The organism is Pseudomonas sp. AC083, assembly GCF_979253165.1.
The window spans coordinates 403984-420965 of the sequence record NZ_CEEDDH010000002.1; the positions used below are offsets into that span (position 1 = coordinate 403984).

Here is a 16982-nt window from a genome sequence, read left to right on the forward strand (position 1 = left end):
ATCGGCGTTTCTTGCTCTGAAAACAGTCTTGTCCTACAGCCTTCGCACCACCACGGCGCACGCGTTGACCCCAGTCAATGCGTGCGCCGATGTTCTGTAAGTAATTGTCGCTTAAAAACAATTGCCTCCGTGCGCGCCGCCATAGACTGCCGGCCACGTCGGTTTTTGCCGTTAGAACGCCATGACCGAACGCTGACTCGAAAGCTGCCAATAAAAGCCTCCGCACGGGAGTAATAAATGAAAAAGCTAGTGATGTTCGGTGCCCTGGCACTGTCGATGTTGTCTCTGACCGCCGTGGCCGAAGACGCCAAGCCGATCCGCATCGGTATCGAAGCCGGGTACCCGCCATTCTCGATGAAAACCCCTGACGGCAAACTCACTGGTTTTGACGTGGACATCGGTGACGCACTGTGCGCGCAGATGAAGGTTAAATGCACGTGGGTCGAACAAGAGTTCGATGGCCTGATCCCGGCGCTGAAAGTGAAGAAGATCGACGCGATCCTGTCGTCGATGACCATCACTGACGATCGCAAGAAAAACGTCGATTTCACCATCAAGTATTACCACACCCCGGCACGTTTCGTGATGAAGGAAGGCTCGGGCGTGAAAGACCCGCTGACCGAACTCAAGGGCAAGAAAGTCGGCGTGCTGCGTGCCAGTACTCACGACCGTTACGCGACTGAAGTGCTGGTTCCGGCCGGGATCGAACTGGTGCGCTACGGCTCGCAGCAGGAAGCCAACCTCGACATGGTGTCCGGGCGTATCGACGCGATGCTGGCCGACTCGGTCAACCTCAGCGACGGTTTCCTGAAAACCGACGCCGGCAAAGGCTTCGAATTCGTCGGCCCGACCTACGAAGACGCCAAGTACTTCGGCGGCGGCGCTGGCATCGCGGTGCGCAAGGGCGATACCGCGCTGGCTGAGCAGTTCAACAAAGCCATCACCGAAATCCGCGCCAATGGCGAGTACAAGAAAGTCCAGGACAAGTACTTCGACTTTGACGTATACGGCCATTAATACGCCGTAAAAAAAAGTGGCCCCGTTTGCGCGGTGGCCACTTTTTTTATGTTCTTTTATTGATGGAAATTATCTGTGGGAGCGAGCCTGCTCGCGAAAGCGGTCTGACATTCGACATCGTCATCGTCTGACCTGACGCATTCGCGAGCAGGCTCGCTCCCACAAGGATTTGCGTAATCCAGCTATTCAGGAGTTTTTCATGCAACGCATCGACCACGTTCTGCCCTGGAGCCACTTGGGCAGCGAGCGCTCCCTCAGCGTGTTCCGCTACGGCGCCGGCAGCCGCAAGGTGTATATCCAGGCCAGCCTGCACGCCGATGAACTGCCGGGCATGCGTACCGCGTGGGAACTCAAGCTGCGCTTGAACGAACTGGAACGGCAGGGCCGTTTGCAGGGCGTTATCGAACTGGTGCCGGTGGCCAATCCGATCGGCCTGGATCAGCATCTGCAAGGCAATCACATGGGCCGCTTCGAACTGGGCAGCGGCAAGAATTTCAACCGCGCATTCGTCGAACTCAGCGCCCCGGTCGCGGCGCTGGTTGGCGAGCGTCTGGGCGCGGATGCCGAGGCCAACGTCGCGCTGATCCGCCAAGCCATGGCTCAGGTCTTCGAAGAATTGCCGGCGCCGGCATCGCAACTGGAAGCCTTGCACCGCTTGTTGCTGCGCCACGCCTGCGACGCCGACATCACCCTCGATCTGCATTGCGACTTCGACGCTGCGATTCACCTCTACGCACTGCCGCAACACTGGCCGCAATGGCAATCGCTGGCGGCGCGGTTGCAGGCCGGCGTCGCGTTGCTCTGCGAGGACTCCGGCGGCAGCTCGTTCGATGAATCCTGCTCTACGCCGTGGCTGCGTCTGGCCAAAGCATTCCCGAACGCGGCGATTCCGGCGGCGAATCTGGCGACGACGCTGGAGCTGGGCAGCATGGGCGACACCCGCGTCGATCAGGCTCAGGCCAACTGCGAAGCGATTCTGGGCTTTCTTGCCGAGCAGGGTTTCATCAGCGGCGACTGGCCGGCGGCGCCGAGCGAATGTTGTGAAGGTCTGCCGTTCGAAGGCACCGAATACCTGTTCGCCCCGCACCATGGCGTGGTCAGTTTCTTGCGCAATGCCGGCGAGTGGGTAGAGCAGGGCGATGCGCTGTTCGAGGTTGTTGACCCGTTGCAGGATCGCGTGACCACCGTGCGCGCCGGCACCAGCGGGGTGCTGTTTGCGATTGATCGCGGGCGTTATACCGAGCCGGGGATGTGGCAGGCGAAAGTGGCGGGGCGAGTGCCGTTTCGTACGGGCAAGCTGACCAACGACTGACAGGTTGCGGTAAATGTGCGGGCCTCTTCGCGAGCAGGCTCGCTCCCACAGGGGGAACGCATTTCAACGGTGGGAGCGAGCCTGCTCGCGAAAGGGCCATCAGCCACTCCACAAAATTTGGATCCTCAGCCGAGAATGTTAGGCTCCCCCGCGAACCCGACACTCTGTGAAGGAACGCTGCAATGCTGAAATTGTTCGCCCTGCTGACCCTGCTCGCAACCACCGCCGTCCACGCGCAAACCACCCTGCAATCCGACCTGCCGCTCAAATACCTCGAACAGGTCCACGCCGACGCCGAACCACGTCCGCTGGTGATTTTCCTGCACGGTTACGGCAGTAACGAGGCCGATCTGATCGGCATGAAATTTCAGCTGCCGGCGCAGTACAACTACCTTTCCGTGCGCGCACCGATGACGTTGGGTGAAGGGCGTTTCCAGTGGTTTCGCAAGAAGGGCGAAGGCGCCTACAACGGCGAGACCGATGATCTGAAGGTCAGCGGCCAGAAGCTGCGCGACTTTATCGCTCAGGCGGCGAAGAAATATCACGCCGCGCCGGACAAGGTGTACCTGATCGGCTTCAGCCAGGGCGCGATGATGAGCTACGAAGTGGGCCTGCGCGCGCCGGTGGCCGTGGGCGGGTTTGCCGCGTTGAGCGGGCGCTTGTTGCCGGTGCTCAAAGCCGAACTCAAGCCCGGGCAAGCGCCACTGCCGGTGAGCATATTTATCGGCCACGGCACCGCTGATGATCCGGTGCCTTACCGTCACGGCACCGAGGCCAACGCGCTATTGCACAAGCTCGATTACAAGCCCGAGTTTCACACTTATCCGGGCGTCGGCCACAGCATCAGTGCGGCCGAGTTGCGCGATCTGAATGGCTGGTTGCAGCGGCTCAATCCTTGACGATGGCTTTGACCAGGGCATCGTGAGCTTTCTTGTCGCTGGCGCGGGAAATCACCTGCACCAGCGCCATCTTCGTCCCCGAGCCGGCCAGCAGCGTGGTATTCAGGGTTTGGCCACCACCCTGGGTGGCGGTGCTGTCAACCTGACGCAGACCCAGGCCGGTGCCTTTCTGGGTCAGGCTTTTCTCGCTGAGTTTGTTGAAGTCCGGCAGAGCCTTGCGCTGATCATCGATGAAACTCGACACGCTGCCGTCGAGAAACTCACCGTCGTTGTCCTTGACGTTCTGCCCAGCCGGGATCTGGTTTTCGGCGGCGATGACCACGGTCTTGGTGGTCTGGTTGGTGTACATCGTGCCCTTGGCCCCGCTCGGGCTGGCGGGCAGCGGGTCAGCGACAAAGCCTTTGGGCAGGACGAAGGCGAATTTGCCGTCGAGCAGCGTAACCTTCTCGGTTTTGACCTTTTCCTTGGCGGCGTGTGCGTTGATCGCGGCGAAACCGGCGACGGCCGCCAGCATCAGGACGACGGCTTTTTTGCTCAACAATGACATCTGAAATCTCCGGGAAATGGTCGCGCGAGGCGGGCGATCATCCCACGGAGCGTGCCGGGCGTTCCAGCGCGATTCGTCCGGGCGGTTATTGCGTTTGCGCCTTGGCCAATGGCCGCGCCAGCAGACGCCGGGTCACCCCGAGCATCGCCACCGACACTGCCACGCCTACGACAAAACCGCTGAGGCCCATGCTTGGCAGCGTCAGGGCCGACACCAGGCAGAACGCCGAAAACGAATACATGCCGGTTGCCGTTGCGCGCAATAACGTAGCGGTAAACGCCGGGCCGCGAGTTTGTTGCGAGAATACCGCCATGACGCTGCCAAGCACCGGGAACACCGCGAGCAGGCCGCTCCAGCGTTCGCCGACGGTGCTGGCGAGCATCGTCACCACCAGCGTCAGCGCCGCACCAGCGATCATCCGCCAGATCAGTTTGTCCGACTTGGGTGCTGGCCCGTTCAACATCGGCTGCACTTCGGGGAACAGATAAGGCGAAGCGAGCAGTGCCACCGCTGCCGCAATCACCGAGAACGGCAAGGACGCCGGAATCACCGACAACACCGTCGCCAGCGCGGCCCACACCGCCAGTGAAATGGTCAACGCCCACGGCCAGTTCGCCCGCTGCGCCACCTGCGCATAAGTAATGCAGAAAGCGATCATCGCGAACATCGCCGACAGCGCCGCCACCGCCGATTGCGCGGCAAACTGCGACCCTTGTTCAATCGCCAGAAAGAACAGAATCGGTCCGACCACCACCGGCAATCCCGACAGCCACCCGGCCACGCTCGGCCCCCAACGTTTGCCCGCCAGGGAAATCAGCAGGAGAAAAGCGGGAATCAGCAGCAGTTTGAGGATCAGCACGCGGGTGTCTCCATCGGGTCAGGATAAGCCACGTTAGCACTGCCGATTAAAGATTGCTGCTTATGTTCGCAATTTTTGTATACAAAAATTCAGGCGCGAATCCGGCTATGCTTTGATCATCAGAATGCAGCGGAGACGATACGGCGATGAACAGAACACCGAAGCTCGTACGTGGCTGTTGTGGCATCGGCTTATGGGCACTGTTGCTGACGCCGACGTGGGCCAATTGGCAGGACGCAGTGCCGGGGGCGCAAATTATCGGCAGCGGCGATTTCAGCGTGTTCGGCTTCGATGTTTACAGCGCTCGTTTGTGGAGTGCCGCGCGGCCGCTGGCGGACGGCCAGCCGTTTGCTCTGGAGCTGATCTACCGGCGCAACATCTCGCGCGATGATCTGGTCAGCACCAGTGTCGATGAGATCAAACGCCTGGCCGGTCCTCGGGTCACTTCAGCGCAATTGGCCGGCTGGCAGGCGCAGATGCAGCAATCCTTTGTCGACGTCCAGGCCGGTACGCGGATTACCGGCGTGTATCTGCCGGGGCATGGCGCGCGGTTTTTTGTCGGGCAGAAGCTCCAGCATGAGATCGAGGATCCGCAGTTTGCCAAGGCGTTTTTCGATATCTGGCTGGATCCGCGTACGCGCAGTCCGGAGTTGCGCGAGCAGTTGCTGGGGGTGAACCCATAGGTTCAGCGATCTTTGCGCTTCAAGGCATCAGGCGAAACGACTAAGCTGCCGGGCTCCCGTTTTTGTTTCTGGATGTGTGCGTGAAATTCAGTCTGCCCAAAATCGCCACCGCGCCGTTTTGCCCGCCGGAAGTGGCCGGCAGTGTTGCGGTTGATCCGACTGCCTCGTTCTTCAAACGTGTGCTGCGTTTCGCCGGTCCCGGTTTGCTGGTGTCGATCGGCTACATGGATCCGGGCAACTGGGCGACCGCGATCGAGGCCGGTTCGCATTTTGGCTACAGCCTGTTGTTCGTGGTGTTGCTGGCGAGTCTGGCCGGCATGGTCGTGCAATGCCTGTGCTCGCGGCTGGGCATCGCCGCCGGGCGCGATCTGGCGCAGTTGTCCCGCGAGCGCTACAGCACCCCGACAGCGCGCCTGCAATGGATACTGGCGGAGATCTCGATCATCGCCACCGACCTCGCCGAAGTGCTTGGCTGCGCTCTCGCGTTTCACTTGCTGCTCGGTTGCTCGCTGACCTTCGGTATCGCTCTGACGGCGTTCGACACGCTGCTGGTACTGGCCCTGCAGAACCGGGGATTCCGTCGGCTCGAAGCGATCATGCTGGTGCTGGTCGCGACCATCGGTGTGTGTTTCTTCGTCGAATTGTTGTTGATCAAACCGTACTGGCCAGACGTGGCGCTGGGCTTTAAACCCTCGCTATCCGCGATCAGCGATGCGGCGCCGCTGTATCTGGCCATCGGCATCCTCGGCGCCACCGTCATGCCGCACAACCTTTATCTACACACCTCGATCGTGCAAACGCGGATGATCGGCAAGGACCTGGCGAGCAAACAGGACGCGGTGAAACTGGCACGCATCGACACCATCGGTTCGCTGGCCCTGGCGCTGCTGGTCAACGCGGCGATTCTGATTCTCGCCGCGGCGGCCTTTCACCAGTCCGGGCACACCGATGTGGTCGACATTCAGGACGCTTATCATCTGCTCGATCCGCTGGTGGGCGGTGCGCTGGCCAGTGTGCTGTTCGGCGTGGCACTGCTCGCGTCGGGGCAAAGTTCGACCTTCACCGGGACCATCGCCGGGCAGGTGATCATGGAGGGCTATCTGAACCTGCGCATCCCGTGCTGGCAGCGGCGTTTGATCACCCGCGGGCTGGCGCTGATTCCGGCGTTCATCGGCGTATGGCTGCTCGGTGATGGTGCGATCGGCAAGCTGCTGGTGTTGAGCCAGGTAGTGCTCAGCCTGCAACTGCCGTTTGCCTTGTACCCGCTGATTCGCATGACCAACGACCGGCAGTTGATGGGGCCGTTCGTCAATCGCTGGCCCACGCGGGTGCTGGCCTGGGGGCTGTTTGTGTTGATCAGCGGGGCGAACAGTTGGTTGATATTGCAGTGGGCGGTTTGATCACTGTGTTGCGGTGACTGGCAGGGCCTCTTCGCGAGCAGGCTCGCTCCCACTGGTTGCGTGGGTGATGGCAATTCAGGTGATTCAGCCGACGAGGGGTCATCCATCAACTTGTTTCGCGGCGGGCGAGCCTATACTGTATATGCACACAGTAAAGAGCCCGCGCCATGCAAATCATCGACAAGCTGAGCATCCTCGCCGACGCCGCCAAGTACGACGCCTCTTGCGCCAGCAGCGGTGCGCCCAAGCGCAGCTCCGAGGGCAAGAGCGGGCTCGGTTCGACGGACGGCATGGGCATTTGCCACAGCTACACGCCGGACGGGCGCTGTGTGTCGTTGCTGAAAATCCTGCTGACCAACTTCTGTCTTTACGATTGCCAGTACTGCGTCAACCGCCGTTCCAGTGATGTGCCGCGTGCGCGCTTCACCCCGGAAGAAGTCGTGACGCTGACCATGGATTTCTACCGGCGCAACTGTGTCAGCGGGCTGTTTCTCAGCTCCGGGATCATTCGCTCGGCGGACTACACCATGGAGCAACTGGTGCGCGTGGCGAAGTTGCTCCGTGAAGAGCACGAATTTCGCGGCTACATCCATTTGAAGACCATTCCGGAAGCCGATCCGGCCTTGATCGAGGAGGCAGGGCGTTACGCCGACCGCCTCAGCGTCAACATCGAACTGCCCACCGACGCCAGCCTGCAGACACTGGCGCCGGAGAAGGACATCACCTCGATCAAGCAAGCGATGAACACCATCTACACCGGCGTGCAAACAGTGTTGAACGAGCCGCGCTCGGCAAAATTCGCCCCGGCCGGGCAGAGCACGCAACTGATCGTCGGTGCCGATGACACCGACGACAGCACCATCCTCCACAGCGCTCAATCCCTGTATGGCAACTTCCGTTTGCGCCGGGTCTATTACTCGGCATTCAGCCCGATCCCCGACAGCCCGAAAAGCGTACCGCTCGCCGCGCCACCGCTGATGCGCGAGCACCGTTTGTATCAGGCTGATTTCCTCCTGCGCAGCTACGGCTACAGCGCTGACGAATTGCTCAAAGGCCCGGGCAATCTGGCGCTCGATATTGACCCGAAGCTGGCTTGGGCGCTGGAAAATCGCGAAGTGTTCCCGCTCGACCTCAACCGTGCTGACGCGACGTTGATCGCACGCATCCCGGGCATTGGCTTGCGCACCACCGAGCGCCTGGTCGAGTTGCGTCGCCAGCGCCGCATCCGTTACGAAGACGTCGCGCGGATGCGCTGTGTGCTGGCCAAGGCCAAGCCGTTCATCATCACCAGCGATTACCACCCGCAACAGGCGGAAGTCACCAGTCACATGCTCTACCAGCAATTGCGCGACCGGCCGATGCCGCAGCAGATGGGGTTGTGGGGATGATCAGTCTCGATTGTGACGATCTGTTCGACACCTGGCGCCAGCAGGCGCGCTGGTTGCTCAGCCATGAGATCGATCCGAGTCTGGTGAGCTGGGCGGCGGAAGGCGTTGGCGATCTGTTTGCCAGTGATGATCACGTGCCCGAAGGGCAGGGGCCGTTTCAGGCGCGTATTCCCCGTGCGCTGCTCGCCACCCTCGAACAAGCGGCGCGCTATCGCGGTGAGCAACGCTGGAGCCTGTTGTATGAAGTGCTCTGGCGCGTCAGTCACGGCGACCGCACGGCGATGATGGCCGGCGACAAACTCGGCAGCGAGTTGCAGCGGCGCATCAAGCAGGTCAGCCGCGAGGCCCATCATCTGCATGCGTTTGTGCGTTTCATCGAGCGGCCCAAGGATCAGCCCGGTCCACAATACGTGGCGTGGCACGAACCGGCGCATGACATTCTGCACAGCGCCAGCGAGCATTTCATCGGGCGCATGGGCCAGCATCGCTGGTTGATCGCCACGCCGCGTGACGGCGTTTATTACGACGGCGAGCAATTGATTCACGAGCGGCAATGCCCGATTGAATGGCAGCAACTGGCACAGAACGTCGATGACCCCCACGGCGATTTGTGGTTGACCTACTACAGCCACATCTTCAACCCGGCGCGGTTGAACCCGAGGGTCATGCAAGGGCATCTGCCGGTGCGGTTCTGGAAGAATCTGCCGGAGGGCGGGTTGATACCGGGGTTGATTACGCAGGCGCGGATGGGCAAGCAGCAGAATGGGCAGGCGAGTGGGATTGCCAGTCGAGCCGGGAAGCGGATTGCTTTGAAATAGAAGATCAACAAAAAAGCCCTCCATCAATCACTCAATGGAGGGCTTTTCCAACATCAACAACGGTCAATTCAAACCTTGACGATCCAGCCCGCTGGCGCTTCGATGTCGCCGGTCTGCACGCCAGTCAGCTCTTTGTAGAGCTGCTGAGTTACCGGGCCTACTTCGGTTTCGCTGTGGAACACATGCAGGTGATCGTTGTAGCTGATGCCGCCAATCGGCGTGATTACCGCAGCGGTACCGCAGGCACCGGCTTCCTTGAAGTCCGACAGCTTGTCGATCAGCACGTCGCCTTCAACCACTTCCAGGCCCAGACGCGATTTGGCCAGTTCGATCAGCGACAGGCGGGTGATGCCTGGCAGGACCGATGGCGAGTTCGGCGTGACGAACTTGTTGTCGTGAGTGATCCCGAAGAAGTTGGCCGAACCGACTTCCTCGATCTTGGTGTGGGTCATCGGATCGAGGTAGATCGCGTCGGCGAAGTTGGCTTTCTTGGCTTTCGAGCCCGGCATCAGGCTGGCGGCGTAGTTGCCACCGACCTTGGCCGCACCGGTGCCTTGCGGGGCCGCGCGGTCGTAGCTGGAGATCTGGAAGTTGTGCGGGGTCAGGCCGCCCTTGAAGTAGGCGCCGACCGGGATGCAGAAGATCGAAAAGATGAACTCGGGCGCAGTGCGTACGCCGATGTTGTCACCGACGCCGATCACGAACGGGCGCAGGTACAGCGCGCCGCCGGTGCCGTACGGCGGGATGAAACGTTCGTTGGCGCGAACCACGGCTTTGCAGGCTTCGATGAACTGCTCGGTGTCGACGGTCGGCATCAGCAGACGCGCGCAGCTGCGCTGCATGCGCAGGGCGTTCTGGTCCGGGCGGAACAGGTTGATCGAGCCGTCCTTGCAGCGATAGGCCTTCATGCCTTCGAAGCATTGCTGACCGTAGTGAAGGGCAGTGGAGCCTTCGCTGATGTGCAGGACGTTATCTTCGGTCAGGGTGCCTTTGTCCCACTCGCCATCGCGAAAGTACGACAGATAGCGCTTGTCGGTCTTGATGTAGTCAAAACCCAGCTTGTCCCAATTGATGCTTTCGTTACCCATGACACCCTCTATCACTGAACAACCGCCGAAACGGTTCAAGGCTTCTGACGTTTTTTTGGATGGGCACAACAATACTTCATTCTTGAGCGGTTTCGCAGCTTGTGGCGAGGGGATTTATCCCCGCTGGGCTGCGAAGCGGCCCCTTTTGCTCAGATATCTGACGCTCGGCGGTGGCAGATTTTGCGGTTGCTGCGCAACCCAGCGGAGATAAATCCCCTCGCCACAGCGGCATTCAGCTGCAACTGTCACAGATGCAGCGCATGCCCCAGCGCCCGCAACGCCGCTTCCTGCACCGCTTCGCCCAAGGTCGGGTGGGCATGAATGGTGCCGCCGATGTCTTCCAGGCGCGCGCCCATTTCCAGGCTCTGCGCGAATGCCGTCGACAATTCGGAAACGCCGACACCCACCGCTTGCCAGCCGACAATCACATGATTGTCGCGACGTGCGACCACGCGGACGAAGCCGCTTTTCGATTCCAGGGTCATCGCCCGGCCGTTGGCGGCAAACGGGAAGCTTGCAACGATGCAGTCCAGCCCGGCAGCCTTGGCCTCGTCCGGAGTTTTGCCGACCACCACCAGTTCCGGGTCGGTAAAGCACACGGCGGCGATGGCGGTCGGGTTGAATTCACGGCTCTTGCCACTGATCAATTCGGCAACCATCTCGCCCTGAGCCATGGCGCGGTGGGCCAGCATCGGTTCGCCGCTCACGTCGCCAATGGCGTAGACGTTGCGCATGCTGGTCTGGCAACCGCTGTCGATCCTGATAGCCGAACCGTTCATGTCCAGATTCAAAGCTTCGAGGTTGAAGCCCTGCGTATTGGGTTTGCGTCCGACCGCGACCAGTACCTGATCGGTTTCCAGATTGAGGGTTTCGCCTTCGGGATCGCGCACCTGCAACGTGCCGTCGAAACCCAGCACGCTGTGCTTGAGGTACAGTTTCACGCCCAGCTGCTTCAGCGCTTCATGCACCGGTTGCGTCAGTTCTGCGTCGTAAGCCGGCAGGATGCGGTCCTGCGCCTCGACCACGCTGACTTCGGCGCCGAGCTTGCGATAGGCGATGCCCAGCTCCAGACCGATGTAACCACCGCCGACCACGACCAGGCGTTTCGGCACAGACGTCGGCGCCAGCGCTTCGGTGGAGGAGATGATCGGTCCGCCAATCGGCAGGATCGGCATGTTGACACTGGTCGAACCGGTGGCCAGCACCAGATGTTCGCACTGGATGCGCGTATCGCCGACTTCCACGGTTTTGCCGTCGATGATTTTCGCCCAACCGTTGATGACCTGAACCTTGTTCTTCTTCAGCAGCGCGGCGACGCCAGTGGTCAGGCGATCAACGATGCCGTCCTTCCACTCGACGCTTTTGCTGATATCCAGGGTCGGCGCGGCAACGCTGATGCCCAACGCCGAATGCTGGCTGTGATGCTGCGTCTGATGAAACTGCTCAGCCACATGAATCAGCGCTTTCGACGGAATGCAGCCGATATTCAGGCAGGTGCCGCCCAACGATTGGCCTTCGACCAGGATGGTCGGGATGCCCAATTGCCCGGCGCGGATTGCCGTGACGTAACCGCCGGGGCCGCCGCCGATGATCAGCAGCGTAGTGTTCAGAGATTGCATTCGGGCTTACTCCACAAACAAGGTGGCGGGTTGTTCGAGCAAGCCACGAATGGCCTGAATGAAGAGCGCCGCGTCCATGCCGTCGACCACGCGGTGATCGAAGGAGCTCGAGAGGTTCATCATTTTGCGGATCACCACCTGGCCTTTGACCACCATTGGCCGCTCGACGATTTTGTTTACGCCGACAATGGCCACTTCCGGCAGGTTCAGCACCGGCGTGCTGACAATGCCGCCCAATGCGCCGAGACTGGTCAGAGTAATGGTCGAACCGGACAGCTCATCGCGGCTGGCCTTGCCATTGCGCGCGGCGTTGGCCAAACGCGAAATTTCCGCGGCGCTGTCCCACAGGCTGCGCGTTTCGGCGTGACGCACCACGGGCACCATCAGGCCGACATCGCTTTGCGTGGCGACGCCGACATGCACCGCGCCGAGGCGGGTGATGACTTGCGCTTCGTCGTCGTAACGGGCGTTCATCTGCGGGAAGTCGCGCAGGGCGACAACCAGCGCGCGAACGAGGAACGGCAACAAGGTCAACTTGCCACGGCTGGCGCCATGTTTTTCATTCAGATGCGCGCGCAGTTCTTCGATCGCGGTGACGTCGATTTCTTCGACATAGCTGAAATGCGCTGCGCGCTGCGTGGCGTCCTGCATGCGCTGGGCGATCTTGCGGCGCATGCCGATCACTTGAATCTGTTCTTCGTCGTGGCGCTGGGCATAAGCGGCAGCGGCCGGCGCCGAAGCGTTCGACTGACCTTGCGCCAGATAGGCCTCCAGGTCGTCATGCAACACGCGACCGGCCGGGCCGGAACCGCGCACCAAGCGCAATTGAATGCCCAGATCCAGCGCATGTTTGCGCACGGCTGGCGAGGCTAGCGGGCGTTCATCCGCTTCGCGAGCGACCATCGGGCCCTGGCAAACGGCAGCCGGACGTGGTGCGGCGGCTGCGGCGGGTTTGCTTTCGACAGCGGCTTCAACGTTCGGCGCAACCGGTGCTTCTTTGACCGGCGCAGGCGCGGCGGACTCTTTAAGGTTGCCGGCACCTTCAACCTCGATGCTGATCAGCACACTGCCGACCGCCATCACTTCACCCGGCTGACCACCAAGGGCAATCACTTTCCCGTGCACCGGCGACGGAATATCGACCATCGCCTTGTCGGTCATCACATCCGCCAGCACCTGGTCTTCAACCACCAGATCGCCAACCTTGACGTGCCACTGCGACAGTTCTACTTCTGCGATGCCTTCGCCGATGTCCGGCATCTTGATAACGTGCGTGCCCATTCAGACCTCCATGACCCGTTTCAACGCCGCGCCCACGCGGGACGGCCCTGGGAAATACGCCCACTCCTGCGCGTGCGGGTAGGGAGTGTCCCAACCAGTGACGCGCTCGATCGGCGCTTCCAGGTGATGGAAGCAATGCTCCTGCACCAGCGATACCAGCTCGGCGCCGAAACCGCAGGTGCGGGTGGCTTCGTGAACCACCACGCAGCGACCGGTTTTCTTCACCGACTTGACGATGGTTTCCAGATCCAGCGGCCACAGGCTGCGCAGGTCGATGACTTCGGCATCGACGCCGGATTCTTCGGCCGCGACTTGCGAGACATAAACGGTGGTGCCATAGGTCAGCACCGTCACGTCCTTGCCCGGACGAGTGATCGCGGCAACGTCCAGCGGCACGGTGTAGTAACCGTCCGGCACCTGGGCTTGCGGGTGTTTCGACCACGGGGTCACCGGGCGGTCGTGGTGGCCGTCGAACGGGCCGTTGTACAGGCGTTTCGGCTCGAGGAAGATCACCGGGTCATCGTTTTCGATGGAGGCGATCAGCAAGCCTTTGGCGTCGTACGGGTTGGACGGCATGACCGTGCGCAGACCGCAGACCTGAGTGAACATCGCCTCGATACTCTGGCTGTGGGTCTGGCCGCCGTAGATGCCACCGCCGCATGGCATGCGCAGGGTCATCGGTGCGGTGAACTCGCCGGCCGAGCGATAACGCAGACGCGCTGCTTCGGAAATGATCTGGTCGGAGGCGGGGTAGACGTAGTCGGCGAACTGGATTTCGGCGACCGGACGCAAACCGTAGGCGCCCATGCCGACGGCGACGCCGACGATGCCGCTTTCCGAGATCGGTGCGTCGAACACCCGTGAGGTGCCGTACTTGGTCTGCAGGCCTTCGGTGCAGCGGAACACGCCGCCGAAGTAGCCGACGTCCTGACCGAAGACGACGACGTTGTCATCACGCTCAAGCATCACATCCATGGCCGAGCGCAGGGCCTGGATCATGGTCATGGTGGTCGTGGTCATGGCGGTTTCCAACTGAATATTGTTGTTGTGATCGTTCATGTCAGATCCCCAACTGCTGACGCTGGCGCTTCAAGTGCTCCGGCATCTCTTTGTAGACGTCTTCGAACATGGTCGCGGCGCTTGGAATCTGCCCGCCGGCGAGGGTGCCGTACTGTTCGGCCTGTTTCTGCGCGGCAATCACTTCGGCTTCGAGTTCGGCGCTGACGGCCGCGTGTTCTTCTTCCGACCAGTGGCCGACTTTGATCAAGTGCTGTTTCAGACGCGCGATCGGATCGCCGAGCGGGAAGTGGCTCCAGTCATCGGCAGGGCGGTATTTCGATGGATCGTCGGAGGTCGAGTGCGGGCCGGCGCGGTAGGTGACCCATTCGATCATGGTCGGGCCGAGGTTGCGCCGGGCGCGTTCGGCAGCCCAGGCGGAAGCGGCGTAGACCGCATAGAAGTCGTTGCCATCGACACGCAGCGAGGCGATGCCGCAACCGACGCCGCGTCCGGCGAAAGTCGTGGCTTCACCGCCGGCGATGGCCTGGAACGTGGAAATAGCCCACTGGTTGTTGACCACGTTGAGGATCACCGGCGCGCGATAAACGTGAGCGAAGGTGAGGGCGGTGTGGAAGTCCGATTCGGCAGTGGCGCCGTCACCGATCCACGCCGAGGCGATTTTGGTATCGCCCTTGATCGCCGAGGCCATGCCCCAGCCAACGCCCTGAATGAACTGGGTGGCGAGGTTGCCTGATATGGTGAAGAAACCGGCGTCCTTGACCGAGTACATGATCGGCAACTGGCGGCCCTTGAGTGGATCGCGCTCGTTGGACAGCAGTTGGCAGATCAGGTCGACCAGCGGCACATCGCGAGCCATGAGGATGCTTTGCTGGCGGTAGGTGGGGAAGCACATGTCATCGATGTTCAGCGCCAACGCCTGGGCGCTGCCGATGGCTTCTTCGCCAAGGCTCTGCATGTAGAACGACATCTTTTTCTGCCGCTGGGCGACGACCATGCGGTTGTCGTAGATGCGCGTCTTGAGCATCGCGCGCATGCCTTTGCGCAGGATTTCTACCGGCACGTTTTCGGCCCACGGGCCGAGGGCGTTGCCCTGATCGTCGAGCACGCGAATCAGGCCACGGGCGAGGTCGGCGGTATCGGCAGGTTCTACATCAACAGGAGGTTTGCGCACCGTACCGGCATCGGTCAGATGCAGGTAGGAAAAATCGGTTTTGCAGCCGGGACGGCCCGAGGGTTCAGGGACGTGCAGGCGCAGCGGTTCATACGCTTGGGTCATGGCTTCTACGCTCGATCTTGTGAATTTCTTGTAGTGAGCTGGCAGTCATTCCGGGATGAGGAAATCTTGTCCTACAACAATCATAGGCGTGGCCAAGAAGAATATTTCTCTGTGTTTCGTTGCGCTGGCGACCATTTGCAGATAGAAATTCTGCATAAACATAAAAAACAGGTGGTTTTGTCTCATGCGCAAACTGGACCGTACCGACATCGGCATTCTCAACAGTCTTCAGGAGAACGCGCGCATCACCAACGCCGACCTCGCTCGCTCGGTGAACCTGTCGCCGACGCCGTGCTTCAACCGGGTCAAGGCCATGGAAGAATTGGGCTTGATTCGCGAGCAGGTCACGCTGCTGGATGCCGATCTGCTGGGGCTGCACGTGAACGTGTTCATTCACGTCAGCCTGGAAAAGCAGGTAGAGGAGGCGTTGCAGCATTTCGAGGAAGCGATTTCTGATCGGCCTGAGGTGATGGAGTGCTACTTGATGGCGGGTGATCCGGATTATCTGATTCGCGTGCTGGTGCCGAGCATTCAGTCGCTGGAACGCTTCATGATGGATTTTCTGACCAAGGTGCCGGGGGTGGCGAACATTCGCTCGAGCTTTGCGCTCAAGCAGGTGCGCTACAAGACCGCGTTGCCATTGCCGGCGAATGGCCTGACGTTGGGCAATTGATACGACTGACCTGCAGACGCCGATCGTTCCCACGCTCCGCGTGGGAATGCCGCCAGGGACGCTCCGCGTTCCGCCTCAAGAAGTGACGCAGAGCGTCACGGGATGCATTCCCACGCGGAGCGTGGGAACGATCAGTTGGCGCTGCTGGAGGCTGCGTTGCCGAACCGTCAGAGTTTGTTAAGCGGAATCTTCAGGTAAACCACGCCATTGTCCTCAGGCGCCGGCAGATTCCCCGCCCGCACGTTCACCTGAATCGCCGGCAGCAGCAACGTCGGCATGCCTAACCCAGCGTCACGTGTCGTGCGCATCTCGACGAACGCCGCTTCATCGATCCCGTCATGCACATGAATATTGCTTTTGCGCTGTTCGCCAACAGTGGTCTGGCACTGTGAGGCGCGGCCCTCGGGCGGGTAATCGTGGCAGACGTAAAGCTTCACGCTGGCCGGAAAAGCCAACAGCTTCTGGATCGACTTGAACAAATGCTGCGCATTGCCGCCGGGGAAATCACAGCGCGCGGTGCCAACGTCCGGCATGAACAGCGTGTCACCCACCAGGATCTGCTCGCCGTCGATCAGGTACGCCATGTCCGCTGGCGTATGGCCGGGGACGTGCAGGGCGGTAGCCTTGAGGTTGCCGATCATGAACGACTCGTGCGGCGCGAACAAATGATCGAACTGCGAGCCATCGACGCAAAATTCCGGCTCCAGATTGAACAGCGCCTTGAACACATTATGCACTTTGCTGATCGATTCACCGATGGCGATCTTGCCCCCCAGTTCCCGACGCAGGTACGGCGCGGCAGACAGGTGATCGGCGTGGGCGTGGGTTTCCAGCAGCCATTGCACTTGCAGCCGGTGCGCACGCACGAAAGCGATGATCTTGTCCGCCTGCGCCGTGCCGGTGCGCCCGGCGGCGCCATCATAGTCGAGCACCGGGTCGACGATCGCGCACTGGCCGCCGTCGGCTTCGTAGACCACGTAGCTGTAGGTCGAGGAGGCGGGGTCGAGGAACGCTTCAATCAGGGCGGGCATGGCGAAAACCTGTGCTGGGTAATTTCGGGTTGCAACACTTTATGTAAAAACATAATGTTCGCAGCTTAAGT

At 61.0% G+C, this 16982-nt stretch carries 16 protein-coding genes; 8 read left to right on the forward strand and 8 right to left on the reverse strand.

The window, feature by feature from the left end:
- Window positions 1–237 precede the first annotated feature (237 nt).
- The 3 genes from AC0IXA_RS04970 (at window position 238) to AC0IXA_RS04980 (ending at window position 3228) form a co-directional block, all read left to right on the forward strand.
- A complete protein-coding gene (locus AC0IXA_RS04970; RefSeq protein ID WP_024013359.1) occupies window positions 238–1017 on the forward strand; it encodes an ABC transporter substrate-binding protein in 780 nt (259 codons plus the stop codon).
- Between the two features lie 199 nt (window positions 1018–1216).
- On the forward strand, window positions 1217–2329 hold the full coding sequence (locus AC0IXA_RS04975) for a succinylglutamate desuccinylase/aspartoacylase family protein (RefSeq protein ID WP_471812008.1): 1113 nt from the start codon (window positions 1217–1219) through the stop codon (window positions 2327–2329).
- A gap of 182 nt (window positions 2330–2511) precedes the next feature.
- Entirely contained in the window at window positions 2512–3228 is a 717-nt protein-coding gene (locus AC0IXA_RS04980; protein WP_471812010.1) for an alpha/beta hydrolase, read from the forward strand.
- Here the strand turns inward: AC0IXA_RS04980 and AC0IXA_RS04985 are convergent.
- Both AC0IXA_RS04985 and AC0IXA_RS04990 read right to left on the reverse strand, forming a co-directional pair.
- On the reverse strand, window positions 3218–3775 hold the full coding sequence (locus AC0IXA_RS04985; RefSeq protein ID WP_076563452.1) for a DcrB/PsbP domain-containing protein: 558 nt from the start codon (window positions 3773–3775) through the stop codon (window positions 3218–3220). The genes AC0IXA_RS04980 and AC0IXA_RS04985 overlap by 11 nt on opposite strands.
- A gap of 85 nt (window positions 3776–3860) precedes the next feature.
- A complete protein-coding gene (locus AC0IXA_RS04990; RefSeq protein ID WP_471812012.1) occupies window positions 3861–4634 on the reverse strand; it encodes a hypothetical protein in 774 nt (257 codons plus the stop codon).
- Window positions 4635–4780: 146 nt separating this feature from the next.
- Here AC0IXA_RS04990 and AC0IXA_RS04995 point away from each other — a divergent pair, with 146 nt between their 5' ends.
- From AC0IXA_RS04995 to AC0IXA_RS05010, 4 genes are all read left to right on the forward strand, one after another.
- A complete protein-coding gene (locus tag AC0IXA_RS04995) occupies window positions 4781–5317 on the forward strand; it encodes a chalcone isomerase family protein (protein WP_471812014.1) in 537 nt (178 codons plus the stop codon).
- Window positions 5318–5397: 80 nt separating this feature from the next.
- Window positions 5398–6717, forward strand: coding sequence for an Nramp family divalent metal transporter (locus tag AC0IXA_RS05000; protein ID WP_471812016.1), 1320 nt, complete (start codon window positions 5398–5400; stop codon window positions 6715–6717).
- 167 nt (window positions 6718–6884) lie between these two features.
- Complete coding sequence (locus AC0IXA_RS05005; RefSeq protein ID WP_024013352.1) at window positions 6885–8105, forward strand: putative DNA modification/repair radical SAM protein; 1221 nt, start codon at window positions 6885–6887, stop codon at window positions 8103–8105.
- Entirely contained in the window at window positions 8102–8923 is an 822-nt protein-coding gene (locus tag AC0IXA_RS05010; RefSeq protein WP_471812018.1) for a TIGR03915 family putative DNA repair protein, read from the forward strand. Before AC0IXA_RS05005 ends, AC0IXA_RS05010 begins: the two co-directional genes overlap by 4 nt.
- A gap of 68 nt (window positions 8924–8991) precedes the next feature.
- On the opposite strand, the gene AC0IXA_RS05015 is transcribed toward AC0IXA_RS05010, so the two are convergent.
- The 5 genes from AC0IXA_RS05015 to AC0IXA_RS05035 all read right to left on the reverse strand — a co-directional run bounded on the left by AC0IXA_RS05015 (window position 8992) and on the right by AC0IXA_RS05035 (window position 15207).
- Window positions 8992–10011: a branched-chain amino acid aminotransferase gene (locus AC0IXA_RS05015; protein ID WP_016775201.1), complete on the reverse strand. Its 1020-nt coding sequence runs from the start codon at window positions 10009–10011 to the stop codon at window positions 8992–8994.
- A 245-nt stretch (window positions 10012–10256) separates the two neighbouring features.
- Window positions 10257–11630: a dihydrolipoyl dehydrogenase gene (gene lpdA, locus AC0IXA_RS05020; protein ID WP_471812020.1), complete on the reverse strand. Its 1374-nt coding sequence runs from the start codon at window positions 11628–11630 to the stop codon at window positions 10257–10259.
- Between the two features lie 6 nt (window positions 11631–11636).
- Complete coding sequence (locus AC0IXA_RS05025; RefSeq protein WP_341637203.1) at window positions 11637–12911, reverse strand: dihydrolipoamide acetyltransferase family protein; 1275 nt, start codon at window positions 12909–12911, stop codon at window positions 11637–11639.
- Window positions 12912–13970 carry an alpha-ketoacid dehydrogenase subunit beta gene (locus AC0IXA_RS05030; protein ID WP_003224000.1) on the reverse strand — a complete coding sequence of 353 codons (1059 nt, stop codon included), beginning with the start codon at window positions 13968–13970 and terminating at the stop codon, window positions 12912–12914.
- Window position 13971: 1 nt separating this feature from the next.
- On the reverse strand, window positions 13972–15207 hold the full coding sequence (locus AC0IXA_RS05035) for a 3-methyl-2-oxobutanoate dehydrogenase (2-methylpropanoyl-transferring) subunit alpha (protein ID WP_071172847.1): 1236 nt from the start codon (window positions 15205–15207) through the stop codon (window positions 13972–13974).
- 184 nt (window positions 15208–15391) lie between these two features.
- Here AC0IXA_RS05035 and bkdR point away from each other — a divergent pair, with 184 nt between their 5' ends.
- Window positions 15392–15880 (forward strand): Bkd operon transcriptional regulator BkdR, encoded by a 489-nt coding sequence (bkdR, locus tag AC0IXA_RS05040; protein WP_016775196.1) that lies wholly within the window; start codon window positions 15392–15394, stop codon window positions 15878–15880.
- 167 nt (window positions 15881–16047) lie between these two features.
- On the opposite strand, the gene AC0IXA_RS05045 is transcribed toward bkdR, so the two are convergent.
- Window positions 16048–16911, reverse strand: a complete 864-nt coding sequence (locus AC0IXA_RS05045) for an MBL fold metallo-hydrolase (RefSeq protein WP_471812023.1) — start codon at window positions 16909–16911, stop codon at window positions 16048–16050.
- Between the last annotated feature and the right edge of the window lie 71 nt (window positions 16912–16982).

What these genes read in the sequence shown, in the direction of transcription:
- AC0IXA_RS04970 (WP_024013359.1), top strand. Translation starts at nt 238, where the DNA reads ATGAAAAAGCTAGTGATGTTCGGTGCCCTGGCACTGTCGATGTTGTCT.
- AC0IXA_RS04975 (WP_471812008.1), top strand. Translation starts at nt 1,217, where the DNA reads ATGCAACGCATCGACCACGTTCTGCCCTGGAGCCACTTGGGCAGCGAG.
- AC0IXA_RS04980 (WP_471812010.1), top strand. Translation starts at nt 2,512, where the DNA reads ATGCTGAAATTGTTCGCCCTGCTGACCCTGCTCGCAACCACCGCCGTC.
- AC0IXA_RS04985 (WP_076563452.1), bottom strand. Translation starts at nt 3,775, where the DNA reads ATGTCATTGTTGAGCAAAAAAGCCGTCGTCCTGATGCTGGCGGCCGTC.
- AC0IXA_RS04995 (WP_471812014.1), top strand. Translation starts at nt 4,781, where the DNA reads ATGAACAGAACACCGAAGCTCGTACGTGGCTGTTGTGGCATCGGCTTA.
- AC0IXA_RS05005 (WP_024013352.1), top strand. Translation starts at nt 6,885, where the DNA reads ATGCAAATCATCGACAAGCTGAGCATCCTCGCCGACGCCGCCAAGTAC.
- AC0IXA_RS05010 (WP_471812018.1), top strand. Translation starts at nt 8,102, where the DNA reads ATGATCAGTCTCGATTGTGACGATCTGTTCGACACCTGGCGCCAGCAG.
- AC0IXA_RS05015 (WP_016775201.1), bottom strand. Translation starts at nt 10,011, where the DNA reads ATGGGTAACGAAAGCATCAATTGGGACAAGCTGGGTTTTGACTACATC.
- lpdA (WP_471812020.1), bottom strand. Translation starts at nt 11,630, where the DNA reads ATGCAATCTCTGAACACTACGCTGCTGATCATCGGCGGCGGCCCCGGC.
- AC0IXA_RS05025 (WP_341637203.1), bottom strand. Translation starts at nt 12,911, where the DNA reads ATGGGCACGCACGTTATCAAGATGCCGGACATCGGCGAAGGCATCGCA.
- AC0IXA_RS05030 (WP_003224000.1), bottom strand. Translation starts at nt 13,970, where the DNA reads ATGAACGATCACAACAACAATATTCAGTTGGAAACCGCCATGACCACG.
- AC0IXA_RS05035 (WP_071172847.1), bottom strand. Translation starts at nt 15,207, where the DNA reads ATGACCCAAGCGTATGAACCGCTGCGCCTGCACGTCCCTGAACCCTCG.
- bkdR (WP_016775196.1), top strand. Translation starts at nt 15,392, where the DNA reads ATGCGCAAACTGGACCGTACCGACATCGGCATTCTCAACAGTCTTCAG.
- AC0IXA_RS05045 (WP_471812023.1), bottom strand. Translation starts at nt 16,911, where the DNA reads ATGCCCGCCCTGATTGAAGCGTTCCTCGACCCCGCCTCCTCGACCTAC.